Origin of the sequence: Veillonella orientalis, assembly GCF_018406505.1 — a bacterium.
Lineage (GTDB): Bacteria > Bacillota > Negativicutes > Veillonellales > Veillonellaceae > Veillonella > Veillonella nakazawae.
On sequence record NZ_AP022322.1, the window covers coordinates 127,609 to 143,061 of the forward strand.

18 protein-coding genes are annotated in these 15,453 nt (G+C 41.0%); 11 read left to right on the top strand and 7 right to left on the bottom strand.

Translation table 11 applies throughout. The features are described 5' to 3' along the window. Positions 1–67 precede the first annotated feature (67 nt). The 3 genes from pcp to VEIS1202513_RS00485 all read left to right on the top strand — a co-directional run bounded on the left by pcp (position 68) and on the right by VEIS1202513_RS00485 (position 2,707). The gene (gene pcp / locus VEIS1202513_RS00475; RefSeq protein ID WP_213467961.1) at positions 68–721 is read left to right on the top strand and encodes a pyroglutamyl-peptidase I; all 654 of its coding nucleotides are present in this window, start codon (positions 68–70) and stop codon (positions 719–721) included. A 32-nt stretch (positions 722–753) separates the two neighbouring features. After that, on the top strand, positions 754–2,082 hold the full coding sequence (locus tag VEIS1202513_RS00480) for an S-layer homology domain-containing protein (RefSeq protein ID WP_213467500.1): 1,329 nt from the start codon (positions 754–756) through the stop codon (positions 2,080–2,082). 226 nt (positions 2,083–2,308) lie between these two features. Then, positions 2,309–2,707: a hypothetical protein gene (locus VEIS1202513_RS00485; RefSeq protein ID WP_213467962.1), complete on the top strand. Its 399-nt coding sequence runs from the start codon at positions 2,309–2,311 to the stop codon at positions 2,705–2,707. A 56-nt stretch (positions 2,708–2,763) separates the two neighbouring features. On the opposite strand, the gene rbsB is transcribed toward VEIS1202513_RS00485, so the two are convergent. From rbsB to VEIS1202513_RS00520, 7 genes are all read right to left on the bottom strand, one after another. Beyond that, on the bottom strand, positions 2,764–3,666 hold the full coding sequence (rbsB, locus tag VEIS1202513_RS00490) for a ribose ABC transporter substrate-binding protein RbsB (protein ID WP_005387469.1): 903 nt from the start codon (positions 3,664–3,666) through the stop codon (positions 2,764–2,766). Between the two features lie 9 nt (positions 3,667–3,675). Then, positions 3,676–4,611, bottom strand: coding sequence for an ABC transporter permease (locus tag VEIS1202513_RS00495; protein WP_004697939.1), 936 nt, complete (start codon positions 4,609–4,611; stop codon positions 3,676–3,678). Beyond that, a complete protein-coding gene (locus VEIS1202513_RS00500) occupies positions 4,611–6,092 on the bottom strand; it encodes a sugar ABC transporter ATP-binding protein (protein WP_213467501.1) in 1,482 nt (493 codons plus the stop codon). The genes VEIS1202513_RS00495 and VEIS1202513_RS00500 overlap by 1 nt, the downstream gene beginning before the upstream one ends. Positions 6,093–6,221: 129 nt before the next feature. Next, positions 6,222–6,635, bottom strand: coding sequence for a D-ribose pyranase (rbsD, locus tag VEIS1202513_RS00505; RefSeq protein ID WP_213467502.1), 414 nt, complete (start codon positions 6,633–6,635; stop codon positions 6,222–6,224). Between the two features lie 27 nt (positions 6,636–6,662). Then, on the bottom strand, positions 6,663–7,550 hold the full coding sequence (gene rbsK, locus VEIS1202513_RS00510) for a ribokinase (protein WP_213467504.1): 888 nt from the start codon (positions 7,548–7,550) through the stop codon (positions 6,663–6,665). Positions 7,551–7,865: 315 nt separating this feature from the next. Then, positions 7,866–8,048, bottom strand: coding sequence for a hypothetical protein (locus VEIS1202513_RS00515; protein WP_060925011.1), 183 nt, complete (start codon positions 8,046–8,048; stop codon positions 7,866–7,868). 35 nt (positions 8,049–8,083) lie between these two features. Next, positions 8,084–8,740, bottom strand: coding sequence for an NAD(P)H-binding protein (locus VEIS1202513_RS00520; protein WP_213467505.1), 657 nt, complete (start codon positions 8,738–8,740; stop codon positions 8,084–8,086). Positions 8,741–8,936: 196 nt separating this feature from the next. Here VEIS1202513_RS00520 and VEIS1202513_RS00525 point away from each other — a divergent pair, with 196 nt between their 5' ends. The 8 genes from VEIS1202513_RS00525 to VEIS1202513_RS00560 all read left to right on the top strand — a co-directional run bounded on the left by VEIS1202513_RS00525 (position 8,937) and on the right by VEIS1202513_RS00560 (position 15,156). Then, positions 8,937–9,245, top strand: coding sequence for a nucleoside triphosphate pyrophosphohydrolase family protein (locus VEIS1202513_RS00525; protein WP_016476084.1), 309 nt, complete (start codon positions 8,937–8,939; stop codon positions 9,243–9,245). A 103-nt stretch (positions 9,246–9,348) separates the two neighbouring features. Next, a complete protein-coding gene (locus tag VEIS1202513_RS00530) occupies positions 9,349–10,950 on the top strand; it encodes a tryptophan transporter (RefSeq protein WP_213467506.1) in 1,602 nt (533 codons plus the stop codon). Continuing rightward, positions 10,943–11,755: an energy-coupling factor ABC transporter ATP-binding protein gene (locus tag VEIS1202513_RS00535; RefSeq protein WP_213467507.1), complete on the top strand. Its 813-nt coding sequence runs from the start codon at positions 10,943–10,945 to the stop codon at positions 11,753–11,755. The genes VEIS1202513_RS00530 and VEIS1202513_RS00535 overlap by 8 nt, the downstream gene beginning before the upstream one ends. Positions 11,756–11,764: 9 nt before the next feature. Next, on the top strand, positions 11,765–12,436 hold the full coding sequence (locus tag VEIS1202513_RS00540) for an energy-coupling factor transporter transmembrane component T (protein WP_213467509.1): 672 nt from the start codon (positions 11,765–11,767) through the stop codon (positions 12,434–12,436). A gap of 339 nt (positions 12,437–12,775) precedes the next feature. After that, a complete protein-coding gene (locus VEIS1202513_RS00545; protein WP_213467510.1) occupies positions 12,776–13,276 on the top strand; it encodes a GNAT family N-acetyltransferase in 501 nt (166 codons plus the stop codon). Between the two features lie 125 nt (positions 13,277–13,401). Continuing rightward, positions 13,402–14,265 carry a histidinol-phosphatase HisJ gene (gene hisJ, locus VEIS1202513_RS00550; protein WP_213467511.1) on the top strand — a complete coding sequence of 288 codons (864 nt, stop codon included), beginning with the start codon at positions 13,402–13,404 and terminating at the stop codon, positions 14,263–14,265. A 67-nt stretch (positions 14,266–14,332) separates the two neighbouring features. Continuing rightward, positions 14,333–14,734, top strand: a complete 402-nt coding sequence (locus VEIS1202513_RS00555; RefSeq protein WP_233188355.1) for a hypothetical protein — start codon at positions 14,333–14,335, stop codon at positions 14,732–14,734. Between the two features lie 29 nt (positions 14,735–14,763). Further along, positions 14,764–15,156, top strand: a complete 393-nt coding sequence (locus VEIS1202513_RS00560) for a hypothetical protein (protein ID WP_213467512.1) — start codon at positions 14,764–14,766, stop codon at positions 15,154–15,156. The last annotated feature ends 297 nt before the right edge of the window (positions 15,157–15,453 follow it).

Below are 15,453 nucleotides of genomic sequence, written 5' to 3' on the forward strand. Positions count from 1 at the left end.
CTTTTAAGGTTACGTGTCATGTTTGATTATTCTAATGCACCATAAGATATCGTTATGAGGTAGTGTGATGAAAACAATTTTGATTACCGGTTTTGATCCATTTGGCGGTGAACCTATTAACCCAGCTTGGGAAGCGGTAAAAACAATGGATGGCTATACCGATGGTGATTATAAGGTAGTGACTCAAATGGTTCCTACTGTACGTTACAAATCTGTTGATACTGTGAAAGCAGCGGCTGAACAATGCGAACCAGACTTTATTCTATGTGTAGGTCAAGCAGGGGGGCGCCCAGATATTACAGTGGAACGTGTTGCTATTAACTGCGATGACTTCCGTATTCCAGACAATGGAGGCAACCAACCTGAAGATGAACCTGTTGTAGCTGATGGCCCTAGTGCATACTTTGCGACATTACCAATTAAAAATATTGTCAATGCATTGCACCAAAATGGCATCCCTGCAAAGGTTTCTAATACAGCGGGTACCTTTGTATGCAATCACTTGATGTATGGTGTATGTCATTATGCGGCACAAAAGGGCAATATCAAAGCGGGCTTCATGCATATTCCGTACTTGCCATCTCAAGTGGTGGATAAACCAAATCAACCAAGTATGGCTGTTGAAACTGTACGTGCCACATTGGAAACCATCGTTCACGTATTAGCTCATGGTGAAAGTTACAAGGCACAAGATATTAACTATACAACACCGCATGAATAAATGTGATATCTATATGAGAGAAGGTCTTTTTAATGAATAAAAAGTTGGTAGCAAGTTTAGTTTCCTGTATGGTATTGGGTTCTGTAAGTGTGTATGCAGCTAATCCATTTTCCGATGTAGATGCTTCTAGTTGGGCGTATCAATCTGTTGAGCAATTAGCAAATGCAGGTATTATTAATGGATACCCTGATGGAACTTTCAAAGGCAGCAATCCTATTACGCGTTACGAAATGGCTCAAATGGTGGCTAAAGCGATGGCTAACCAAGATAAAGCTAATGCGGAACAACAAGCGATGATTAATCGATTGGCCGACGAATTTGGAAATGAACTCAACACATTAGGTGTACGAGTAGCAAAATTAGAAAATCAAGTAGGGAATGTGAAGGTGACTGGTAATTACCGTTTGCGTTACCGCGGCAGCGAGTTGAAAAATGATACCTATGCGTATGGTAAACATTCCTCCTTTGATTATCGTGCCCGTGTTATCTTTAATGCTAAAGTTAACGATAAAACTGATGCTGTTGTACGTATTCAAGGTTCTAGCGAATTCGGCAATAGCAATGCTACACAAGGTAAAATTAATCTTGCCTATGCAGATCATCATTTTGGTAAAGACACAACATTGCGCGTAGGTCGTCAATTATATACACCAGGTTTAGGCCTCATGTATGATGATCTCGTTGATGGTGCCCGCCTCATGTACAAACATGGCAAGCTTGATGTGTCCGCTAGTTATGGTTACTGGTTGGGCGGCGCTCCTACATACCAAACTAAAGACAATACTATTACTGCCGCTATGGTTGAAGTTAAGGGTAAACTCAATAAACATGTTACCCTTGGCGGTATGTATGGTCGCTTCCATAATGGTAAATTGTACCAAGGCCAAGATGTGGATGCACTTACTGGTAAACAAGTTAAATCCTTTATTGATTCTCCATACAAAAACATTTGGGGCCTCAACGCAAACATGAACTTTAAACGTTGGAACGTCTTCGGTGAATGGCTTACAGCACCAGGCGTATCTGATTCTCATGCGTGGATGGCTAGCCTTGGTTATGGTAACTATGACATTAAGAAAGCTCATACTTATAGCGTTCGCGGTCAATACTACTATGAAGAAGCAAATTCTCCAATCTTCAGTAGTGCCTTTGCACCTGCTTATAGCTTCTACAATCAACACTATGTAGATAATAAAGGTGTCGGCCATGTACGTAATGGCTTCAAAGGCTTTGTAGCTAATGTAAACTACGTACCATTCCAAAATGTATCTATCGGCGCTTACTATGGCTTTGGTAATAAAGATATGGACGGTAATAAATTAGGTGATTACTGGCGTACAGATGTAAACTTCATGTTCTAATATATGTTGTTTGCATAACACATAATAGTTATATGATACATAATAGTTATATAACAGCTCATGTTTACATAGCGTATAACATTTACGTAACACATAATCTAAATAAAGCTCGAGTTATATCTAGAAAAGATATAGCTCGGGCTTTTTTTACCTATAGTTACTACTTTGTTAATGCATGTAATGTTATAATAAATGAAAATGTTACTATTTGTGGAGTGTGAATAGGATGTATGAAATTGTAAATGAACCAAATTTAACCATTGTTTTTGATATGGATACGGAGTTATCTCAATTTGGTGTGTTTGGCGTATATATTAAACAGGGCTACAATATCTGTGCTGGGTACATTGACCCTAGTGACTGGTCTGGCATTCGTACTGGCTATAAAGAATTAGTAGATTTGTATGAGACTTGTAAAGGGACAGCAACCTTCACTTATGTATTAACTGGAGAAGGGGATACCCTCACATTCTCGTTAGATCAAAAGGGTGCTTTGACGATAGATGTTACTATTTGTACTACTTACAATTACAAATGTAATATGACAATTGAAAGTTTAGATCAAACATATTTGCCAAAATTCATTGAATTTTTCAAAGAATTTCTGGAACGAGAGCCGAAATAAAAAGAGTCGCGTCTTTAAGATGCGACTCTTTTTCTGTACCCAGTTTCTATATACAATTATTTTGTAACAACTTTAAGATCTACAGGGATTTTAGCTTCTACAGCTTCGCCTTTGATAACTTTTTGAGCTGTATCAATAGCGATTTTACCCATTTGGTCTGGTTGTTGAGCAATTGTTGCAGCCAATGTGCCGTCTTTAACAGCTTTGTCTGCGTCAGCAGTACCGTCGAAGCCTACGATGAAGATTGTTTTGCCTGCGGATTTAGCTGCTTGGATAGCGCCCAATGCCATTTCGTCGTTATGAGCGAAGATAGCTTGTACATCAGGGTTAGCTTGCAAGATATTTGTTGCTACGTTCAAACCTTTTGTACGGTCGAAGTCAGCACTTTGTTTTGCTACTACTGTTAAGTCTTTGTCAGCTACGTTATGGAAACCTTGGCCGCGTTCACGAGTTGCGGAAGCACCAGGGATACCTTCGATTTCAGCTACTTTCGCAGCTTTGCCTACTTTATCAACGATAAGTTGTGCAGCCATTTCGCCGCCTTTTACGTTATCGGAAGCGATGTGAGCTACTACTTTACCTTTGTCAGCAGAACGGTCAACAGTGATTACAGGAATGTTTTTAGCATTTGCTGCTTCTACAGAAGTAGAGATAGCTGCAGAGTCTACAGGGTTGATGATCAACACGGAAACGCCGCTTTCAAGCAAGTCGGAAATATCGTTTGCTTGTTTTGCAGGATCGTTTTGAGCATCAACGATTTTAACTTTAAGACCAAGCGCTTTAGCTTGAGCCTCAACGCCTTCCTTCATAGTTACGAAGAATGGGTTGTTCAATGTGGAAACAGAGAAGCCGATAGTGCCAGATTTTTTGTCGCCGCCGTTATCAGCGCTTTTACCACAGCCTGCTACAAGACCGATAACCATAACGGCCATCGCCAACAGTAACAATAGTTTTTTCATAGGAACCTCCTAGGCTTTCTTACGGTCTGCAAGAACAGCCAGTAAAATAACAATACCTTTTACAACTTGTTGATAGAAACTGGAAACGTCGAGAATATTTAACCCGTTGTTGAGGGTACCGATAATTAGGGCACCAATTAATGTGCCAACGATATGACCACGACCACCAGCAAGGCTTGTACCGCCAAGAACTACGGCTGCGATAGCGTCAAGTTCGTAGCCTGCACCTGCTGTAGGTTGTGCAGAGTTAAGACGAGAAGTGATGATTGCACCAGCGATACCACAGAGCATACCAGTCAAGGCATACACGAAGATTTTAACGCGGTCAATCTTGATACCAGCAATGTAACTTACCTTTTCACTGCCACCTACGGCGTATGTTTTACGGCCTAAGGATGTGCGGCTCAATACGAACCAAAGGATGATGAAAGCAAGGAACATTGTGATGGCTGGAACTGGAAGGCCTGCAATATCCCCTTGGCCAAAGCCGTGGAATAGAGGGTCTTGTGTAAGACCGGAGATAGGGTTACCGTCTGTGAATACTAGTGTCGCACCACGATAGATTGTCATGGTCGCCAAGGTAGCGATAAATGGAGCTACGCGGCCATAGGTAATAACGAGACCGTTAATACCGCCCAATACAAGGCCTGCACCGGCTGCTAATACGATAGCCAATACAGGGTCAGTACCAGTTACGATGAGGTTGGCCATCACTGCACTAGAGAGGGCAAGGATGGAACCGACGGATAAGTCAATACCGCCCGTTAAGATGACGAAGGTCATACCAAAGGCGATGATTGCATTGATGGATACTTGGCGCAATAAGTTACGCAAGTTAGAGAATTCAAGGAAACTGTCGTTCATGACAGAGATAATGATAAATAATAGGATGAGGCCGATGAGGGGGCCTAATTTTTTTACATATTGTAGAGCTTTGCTGTCCATTATTGTCCTCCTGTGGCTAATGTCATAATCGATTCTGGTGTTGCATCGCTGCGATCCAAGATACCTGCTACGCGACCTTCATGAATGACCATAACGCGGTCGCTCATGCCGAGCACTTCTGGTAACTCAGAGGACACCATGATAATGGACACACCATCGTTCGTTAATTCGTTCATTAAATCATAAATATCACGTTTTGCGCCGATATCGATACCTCGCGTCGGTTCGTCCATGATGATAATGGATGGCTTTTTACCAACCCATTTCGCGATAACCACCTTTTGTTGGTTGCCACCAGATAGGGACGATGCCGGTTCGTGAATAGATTGTGTTTTAACGCCTAGTTTTTTAGACAATTCGTCAGCAAAGGAATTGAGCTTGCCCTTATCCAGTACATGAGATGGACAAATTTCGCTAAGGTTCGGCAATGTAATATTGGAACCGATGGAAAAATCGAGGATCAAGCCCTCGCTCTTTCTATTTTCTGTGATGAAAGCAATGCCAGCTTTGATGGCATCTTCTGGTTTTTTACAGTTCAGAATGGAGCCGTTAACTGTTACGGTACCGCCATTGTGTTTATCTACACCAAAGATAGCACGCATGATTTCTGTACGGCCCGCGCCCATGAGGCCTGCTACGCCGAGGATTTCGCCTTTGCGCAAGGAGAAGGAGATTTCGTTGTCGAAACCTTCTGGTTTAAGGTTATCGACGCTCATCACAACTTCGCCTGGTGTAGTAGTACGAGCAGGGTAGAACTCGTCAATAGAACGACCTACCATGTGGCGTACCACTTCGTCTACAGAAATCTCAGCTGTTGGTTTTGTAATGATGGTGTGACCATCACGCATAACCGTGATGGTATCGCATTCACTAAATACCTCTTCCATACGGTGAGAGATATATACGATAGCCACGCCACGGGCTTTCATTTTACGCATCATTTTGAACAATGTCGCCGTTTCACGCTCTGTGAGGGCTGCTGTCGGTTCGTCCATGATGACAACCTTGGTATCTAACATCAAGATACGAAGGATTTCTGTCATCTGTTGGTGACCGACGGAGCACAGGCCCGCCTCAGTTGTGAGGGGCAATTCGATGCCTAGTTCGCGGCATGTATTTTCTGCCTCAGTGAGCATCGCTTTTTTATCGAGCATACCAAATTTATTGCGCTTCGGTCGCATTAAATATAGATTTTCTAACAATGTTAGATTTGGCCAAATGTTGAGCTCTTGGTGGATGAACGCCACACCGTTTAGCTCGGCCTCTCTCGGGTTCGGGAAGGTGCGCTCTACGCCGTCGATGGTGATAGTACCAGCGTCTGCCTTGTGAATACCCGTAAGGATATTCATGAGGGTGGACTTGCCGGCCCCATTTTCGCCCATCAAGGCGTGAACCTTGCCTTCCTTGAGGGTAATACTTACATCGCGCAGTACCTGGTTTGTACCAAATGCCTTCGCAATGCCTGACATAACAATTTCCATAACTACTCCTATATGATTGGTGAAAGTATCTCTAATGTATGTAATAGATTTGATAGTTGATTTTTGCAAGCCGAACTGCCTAATTTACAGGTTTGGATGCTTATAAAACTAGTCGGTTAATCTATTGCTCTACGGACGATCGCTGAAAATACAATCGGCGCGCAAGATAATGTTTGCATACGGAGATGCTTCACCAGTTCTAATAATGCATTTGCATTGTTTTGTTGCTTCTTTGAAAGCTTCATGGCTCGTTTCAATCCATTCATATTGATTGGATGGGAAGGTAGACTCCAAGAAGTCATAAGCTTCAGGATTATATTCCTTAATTTCTGTTGCCACATGAACCGCTTCGGATTTCATATGCTTAGCGATGATGGATACTACTTGCTCGAAGCTTGGTACACCAAAATCTAAGGCTAAATCAATCTTTTGAACCCCTTCAGGTACTGGCAATCCGCAGTCGGAGATACAAATCGTATCTGTGTGACCTAAATCGGCAAGCACCTTAGCGATATGACTATTTAAAATGCCGTGTCGTTGCATGGATAACTCCTTTTTCTATTCAATATGCTAACTCTTTGCCAAGAATGCAGCGACCTCGTCCTTCGTAGGCATGCCACCTTGGGCGCCCAAGCGTTGGATGGAGAGGGCCGCAGCTGCATTACCGTAGTGCAACGCATCGGCTAAGCTTTTACCATTAACGATAGCTGTTGCAAAGGCCCCGTTGAAGGTATCGCCTGCGCCTGTTGTATCTACTGGTTCAATCTTGAAGCCAGATACGGTGTGGATTTCACCGTTGTCGGCGTAGCCTACACCCTTACTGCCAAGAGTAACGATGATTTTGTTTTCGTTTGCCAATAATGTTTTCTCTGTGGATTGGTTAGGGTAGAGAGCAGATAATTCATGTTCATTTGGTGTGATGTACGTAGCCAATTCTAACCATTCAGGATTGAGGTCAGCTGCTGGAGCTGGATTTAAGAGGACTTTCACATTAGCTTCGTGACAACGACGAACGATATATTCGATGGTTGGAATAGGAATTTCATTTTGTACCATTACGAGATCTGCTTGCTCGATAGCAGACCAAGCATTATCTACTACAGATTGATCCACCTTAGCATTAGCACCTGCAATAACGATAATGCTGTTATCCCCTTCGGCCAATGTAATGTGGGCTGTACCAGTTGTAGTATCTGGAACGGTAACGATGTAGTCTGTATTGATATGATTTTCCTTTAGGTTATCCATAATCATTTGGCCGTATGCATCTTCGCCGATACAACCAACCATAGTCACCTCTGCACCGAGACGAGCAGCAGCTACCGCTTGGTTGGCACCTTTGCCGCCATGTGCGATGTGCAATTCGTTGCCCATGATTGTTTCACCTGCAGTAGGGCGTTTGTCCGCTAGGACTACAATATCCATGTTGCAACTGCCTATAACAACAATGCGATTCATAATAACTCCTTAATCAGCCTCAGCCCTAAGTGGGACCAAAAATGGATATCGTTAATTTTTATACACAAAAATTACGGTGATTTATACAGCAAAGTGTATATAAATGTAATCGATAACCGCATAGGCGTTTACTTTCACATATTAGTATAACTTAATCATTTATTAGTATAGCCTAAATACAGAACTTTATCTATATAAATAACTATAAAATATGGGTATAAGAAAAGGTATATTCAAAATCTGTGTTATATGAGTAAAAATGTACTCTTTTGATTTTGGATATACCTTATATTAAAAATTAATAGACTATACTATTTATATTTTTTCTAACATTTTATCTATGCTATCAAAGGATTTCTCTAGAGATAGAGTACGCCCTTGGATAATATCATTTTGGCCTTCTACAATAGCAGATAATATATCTATCTTAGCTTGTAGAATGCTAGTTGTAGTATCATTAATATTTATTGTATTACTGTAGCTTTTACCTATATTCATAGTCTTTAGGCCTTTATTGTTAATATAGTTATATATTAATGAAAGCTTGGTTTGTCGTAGTGTGTGCCTGGTTCGCCAATACCAATGCTTGCGCGGTGAAATGGTGTTTCATCATCTACATGCAAGATGTCGAAGATGGCTTTTACTACAGCTTCCCGTGTAACTTGGGCATCGTTAAATTGAACGCCTTCAGGGATGAGTTCATAATTTGTGTTTTCTGGATCATTGTAGAGCCATGTGAGGCGCAAGATTGTGTAGTTTAAATTGGATTCGCGCAACACATTGCGTGCTTGGCGTTCGCCTTGTACATAGCTAATCGGTAAGTTGTCGAAGGTCCATTTTTCAAGTGCTGCTGGGAATTCACCAGAGAGACCAGCCATGGAAAGACCGATAACGCGGCGTACATTTTTGCGGCTCAATGCTTTCACAATGGATGCCATATCACTGCCAGACTCCATAGCACCTACAAATACGATTTCTGAATTTGTTACAGCTTGTTCTAATTTAGCAGGGTTTTGGAAAGAACCCTCGATGACAGTAACGCGCTCATGTTCTAAGATTTCTGGATGCAAACGAGTAGATAATTGGCGACCATATAATGTAAGGTGCATATCTGTATATGTTAATAATGTAGCAGTCAACTTTTGTGCAATTTGGCCAGCGGCCCCTAAAATTGTAATATATTTGTACATATAGACCTCCTATGTCCTAGGCATAAGTATTTATAGGCATTATATCACAAGTATATGACTAAAATGTGAGAGGCATTTGTATTTTCCTGATGAAAGGAGCTATGTGACTGATATAATAAAATAGAGATATTAATTGCTAAAATATATATTGTTATGTAAGACTTATGTATTTAAGAAATCTTTCTAGGAGGACGTCATGGATTTAAAAGAAGTAAACTTACTTTCAAAAGAAATAAGAAATAAATATTTTGAACTAGAAAAAGAGATACATGGTTCTGTTTGGTCCGTAGAAGAAGATGCGTTGGCATTCTTAACTGATGCGGGCTTAGTGGGTCGATTGACTATGGATAATCAAGGTCGTTGGCCTAGTGCAGACAAAGAATTGTTACCATCTAAAATCGGCGAATGTGTGTGGTGGTTAGCAATCCTTGCGGAACGCATGGATCTAAGCTTTGAGGAATGTGTAGAAACGTTTCTCACTGAAAGATTAAAAGATCTGAAGTAAGTTTATAACAGTCAATATGCTATTCTTAACCCTCATGCGTGCAAAAGTCCTCGAAGAGTGATAAAATATAGATTATATATTCATTTTTAGAAAAGAGGCTATTATGGAACGGATTCAAGATCTTGTGTACACGCATGTGCAGGGTGGCCAGTTTAGATGGGTCACTGTCAGCACATTGATGCTCGCATTGGGCACGATATTGCATTTGGTGAGCCCTAGTGTGGCTGGGGTAACGCCGAACTGGACGATTGCTACATACTGCGTAGCTATTTTATTGACTCGTCCAAGTTTAAGTCAAACGTTGGGGATTGGCCTTGTAGCGGCCCTCATCAATGTTTTGACATCTAAGTCAGCATTCCCTTACGGCAACTTGTTGTCTGAACCAGGCGGTGCTTTGACGGCAGCTCTCGTGACGCGCGCTATGTTGTCCGTGAAGTTCCGCAAAATCGGTGGTTTTGATTTGACGCCAATCCTATCTGGCTTCTTAGCGACTGTTGTATCTGGCGGTATCTTTGTTACCATTTTGTGGAAAGTATTGGGCCTACCAGACAATGTATATATGTATGGTATGTGGCCGATGGTTCTTATCGTAGGCGCTTTGAACGGTGCTATTACGCCAATCTTGTACATTCCTGCGCAACGTCTATTCTCCAAACGCGGAATGTTGCCAAGTACAGATCAATTGACATCTGACCATAGTCATATGACGATCTTGCCTGAGAGCCAAGCTAAGATTTCCATTGAACACGTAAATTATTACCATCCAAAGGCGACTACACCATCTCTTGAAAACATCAATCTCGACGTACATGATGGGGACTTCCTCGTTGTGACAGGTCCTGCTGGTTGTGGTAAAAGTACTCTTTGCATGGCTATGGTAGGGGCTGTACCTAAATTCTACGGCGGCCGCCTTGAAGGCATGGTGTTCGTAGATGGTAAAGCGACTACGCAAATGGAAATTCCTGAATTGGCTAATCACATCGGTGTGGTTCTCGCTGATTACGATACACAACTCGTAACGATGACAGTTCGTGAAGAAGTGGCCTTTGCTATGGAAAATCGCGGTTATGACCGTGAAACCATTAAAGCTCGTTCTGAAGAGGTGTTTGCACAAGTTGGTCTTGTCGGCTTAGAAGACCGCAAGATTACTAGTCTATCCGGTGGTCAACGCCAACGTTTGGCGATTGCTTCCGTATTAGCTACGAACCCAACTGTTCTTGTTCTTGATGAACCAACGAGCTCCCTCGACCCAGATGGGACTGCCGAATTATATCGCCTCGTAGGTGATTTGAACAAGAAACATGGTATTACCGTTGTTGTTATCGATCATGATTTGCACGCTGTATTGCCGTATGCAAATCGCATGGCTCTCATGGTGGATGGCTCTATTGCGTGCGATGACGATGTACCAACTACGCTTTGTTACATGTACGAACACAATATTCACGTAGATGCGTTGCCATCCGTGTTCACTACGTATATGGAACTTGAGCAAGCGGGCTTCCACAGCGATGAGCCTTGGCTCAGCATCGAGTCTGCTATCAAGGGCTTGCACCAAATTGAAATGGCTCATGCTATTCAAACTGAGGTGCATGGTGAAAGCAACTCTACCAATAACCAAACAAATACTACTGTAGTAGAAGATAGAAAACCTATTCAACGCGTTGATGATGTACAAGGAAAGGACGGTGGCGCTCATGCTTAAGGTTGAAAATATCCGCTTTGGCTATGTGCCATCTGTAGACATCTTCCGTGATGTGACTTTCACCATCGAAGGCGACGAATATATTGCCATCGGTGGTCGCAATGGTTGTGGTAAAACGACTATCACTCGTTTGCTTGTAGGTCTTGAAAAGGCGAGCGAAGGCCGCATGTACTATAATGGTACGGATATTACATCTATGCCGCCATCTAAACGTGGTCAATTTATTGGTTATGTATTCCAACAACCAGATCGCCAAATGTTTAGACCAACAGTAGCCACAGAGGTTGCTTTTGGTCCTGAATCACTAGGTCGCAGTAAATCCGAAGTGAAACGCATCGTTGATGAAGTGTTGGAGCGTACAGGTATCGCTCACTTACGTGAAGCCTATCCTCCAACATTGCGCCGCGGCGAAAAGCAACGTGTTGCTATTGCTTCTGCACTAGCAATGCAATCTAAAATCCTTATCCTCGACGAACCAACAAGTGGTCAAGATGGTAAGGAAACTAAAGAGTTGTTAGCACTATTGCGTCAACTTAATCAAGAAGGCATTACGATCCTTCTCATTACACATGATATGGAAATCATGGCTAGCGAATGTAGCCGTGCACTCATCATGGGTAACCAAACCGTTGCCTTTGATGGCAGTCCAGAAGAACTGTTCAAGAAATCTACGGATGAATTGCAAGACCTAGGCCTCACAAAACCGCCAAGTGTGGAACTTTCACTAGCGGTACCATCCCTAGGCTATTGCAAATCCATGGATGAATTGAAATCTAAGTTAGTGGCTCAGTTGGGCAGAAAATAGGAGGGACATATGGAACGTTTAGTACCGTTAACAAAAATCTTGATGACCCTCGCTGTATCCGTGTGGGCCATTCTATTACGCGACTGGGTATCTCTATTGGCCTTAGTCGTTGTAGAACTTGTCGTGTTATTTGTTGCAGGTTTATTGATCAAACAACGTAAGGCCGTAGCGGCATTGACTAGTTTTGCCGTATTCCTTGGCATCATTCAATTCCTCGGCAGTGGCGATATAACATCTGCCATCGTATCCGGCTTGCGTATGCTTGCTATGACGCTTGTGTTTATCTGTCTATTGGCAACTACAAAATTGCAAGACCTTACAGCAGCGCTCGTAACACAATGCAAAATTCCTTATGAATATGCATTTATGTTCACGGCAGCACTTCGCTTTGTGCCTGATTTCATTGCTGAAAGCCATGCTGTACAAGAGGCGCAAGCGTGCCGTGGTTTATCCTTAGAAGGAAACTTCATTAAACGCATGAAATCTTACGCATCCGTAATCCAACCATTGCTCTTAAAATCCTTGGGCCGCTCCGAAACAATGGCGTTGTCCCTAGAACTACGCGGCTTCGGTGGACCTACACATAGCTTTGCAGCGTCTGTAGGCTTGAAAACAATTGATTACGGTGTCATTTCAGTACTGGTAGTAGTAACAATTGCTTTGTTTGCTATTGTAGCTTAACCTCTGATTAATCAAGAATATATCTTGTAAAAAAATCTATTTATGTTATACTACAGATAGGTAGTAAAGCGTACAAGATTACCTACAATATAACAAAAAAGGACGAGTTGCCGCTCGTCCTTTTTCTTGCTTATTTTTTACTCTTATTTTGTAACCAATAGCTATAGGTAGTTACAACTAAGGATACAATAAGAGGGGCAAGCAAGGTACCCCAAAGCGTACAAAATAACGCCTCCAATATAACACCTCCTTTCTTCTGGAGGTGATTTTATTATATCATTTTATAATAGATATAAGTGGTTAATTTATATAGAGATACCAACTTTTTGAGGAATTCTTATGAGTGAATTATTAATACGCCCAATTACACAGGATGATGTAGCATCTTGTTTAGATATTTATAATTACGAGGTCATAAATGGTGTAGCCACCCTTGATCTTGAACCCCGTACGTTGCCAGAATGGCAGGAGTGGTTTGCGGCGCATCAGACAGCGGAGCACTGCATTTTTGTAGGGATTATGGACGATGTTGTGGTAGGCTATGCATCGCTTTCACCATATAGAACAAAGGATGCTTTCAAAAGTACCGTCGAATTATCTATCTACATTCATCAAGGATATCGCGGCAAAGGCGTGGCGTCTAAATTGATGGCCCATATATTAGAACATGCCAAAGAAACGGACACATTACATACGGTAGTGTCTGTTATTACTGCAGGAAATGCAGCGAGTACGGCATTGCATGAGCGCTTTGGATTTACCTATTGTGGTCTAACACCTCAAGTTGGTTTTAAACATGGTAAATATCAGGATACCGAAACATACGCATTATTGGTATAATAAAACGTAGATAATAATACATATATAATAAACGATATATAAATGGAAATATTAATTAGATATATTAATAAAGTACAGATGATAGATAAGGGTTCGTTACGGGTTAGGGCGAATAGGGTGATTGAATGAACATGAAAGATGAACGACAGTTCGTTGGCTATAGCAAGTATCGCAGCCGACTTGTGGACGGTCATGTACATACAGAATTGTGTCCCCATGGTAGTGGCGATCGCACAGCGTTGATGATTGAAAAGGCCATCGAGTTGCGCATTGAAAAGGTGTGCCTCACTGAGCATGCACCATTGCCTGCGGGCTTTGCTGCTGAATACGGTGGCGACAAAAAGGCTTATAACACGGCGTCTTTGAAATTGAATCAAGTAGATTCCTATCTAGAATTAGGCCGTCAATTGCAACGTGCTTATGGCACGCATATCGACATCTCCCTTGGCTTTGAAGTGGATTACATTCCAGGCTTTGAGACGGATATTCAAGAGTTCCTCGACCGTTATGGTCCGTTGACGGATGATAATATCTTATCCGTTCACTTTATGGAAGGCGTTAATAATGCCTTTTACTGCTTAGACTATAGCCCTGAAGAATTTGAAAAGGGCTTTGGTCCGTGGATTGAAAAGCAATATGAGTTGTATTACAAATATTACTCCACAGTGCGCCAAGCCGTACGTGCTGACCTCGGTGAATATACGCCAAAACGAATTGGTCACTTTGATTTAATCAAGAAATACCAACACCACTTTGGCTTTGAGCGTCACTTGGATCGCCGCAATGCGCAGGTGGTAAGCGATATCTTACATATTATGCGCGTACAAGGGCGCGAACTAGACTACAACATGAGTGGCTTCTTTAAACCAGACTGCCGTGAAATGTATCCAAGCCGCTTTATTCAAGGCATGGCTGCTATCATTGGGGTGCCATTCGTACTAGGCTCTGATGCACATAGCATAGCTGATATAGAAAAAATTTGGGGCTAGATTGATGAGAAAGTTTTTTCTTGGGATTATTATTCTCATAACTTTAATAACAGCTTTTATAGCTTTTATGTTTTATCATGAACCATCATCAGATGAGCTGGTTGGCCGTAGTGTAGTTTTAGAGTTTGGGCCTAAGAATGAAATTTATATTAGCAAATTGGGTAGCCAATTTATTGTATCTGATACTAGTTTCTCTAACTCTAAATTTCCTTATTTCTTTGATGCCTTTGTAGAGAAAGATAAGGCTGGCAGCTCGTATCTATACTTATTATGTAAGGATAATATGATTGTCTTTGATAATAATATGAATTGTATTCTATTCTTCTCCAAACAAAATCAAGAGTCCAAAGCTTTATTAGATCATGTAAAGAAATATTATCATTTTGATGCAAGTAAAACGAAGTATAAGATTGAAGACTTAGATGAAGTTGATAGGTCTATATATCTATCGTTACAAAGTCAAAATTAATCCTTAAAACTCTGGAAAACGGGGAGAAAATGAGTAAACTTGGAATATTAGGATATTTTTTTGTTTTTATATCTATATCATTATCTATAGGGTTATATAAAATTGAGATCCGTAAATGTTCATTTGATGAAAAATATGAATATATGAAAAAACATAGAATTTTTGGTAGCCTAACAAAGTATTTATCTATAATCTCTATTATAAGTTTAGTGGTATTAAATCTTAAATTTTTAATGGATAAAGATTATAAATTTATAGTAGATTATGGCAGTATTTGGTTGATTTTCTTCTTTTTTACAATACTCACGGGATTTTGTCAAAAAAGAGATAGTATATATTTTAAAGAGGGCCTTATTGCAGCGTTTTCTGCATTATGGGGGATTATCGTATTTACTTATGCGTTTAGAAAAGTCCTTTTTTAAATAGAAAATATATATTGTTTTACTATATTAGACTAATGATATGGAATTCTTTAAGAAACCATAGCAAAGGGGCATCTCGAAGGAGGTGCCCCTTTAGTTATTAATAAGGAAAACTACACTTTATTAACAGGGAAATTCTTTATGCTATACTTTAAACTGTGTTAATATGATAAAATAAACGGTATAAATACTTGAACAACTAGGTTTATTACCTATAATGACCCATAATTAAATTTGAGTAATACTAACGGTTCTATTGACAATTCTATAGAACCGTTATATTATAATTTCATACTT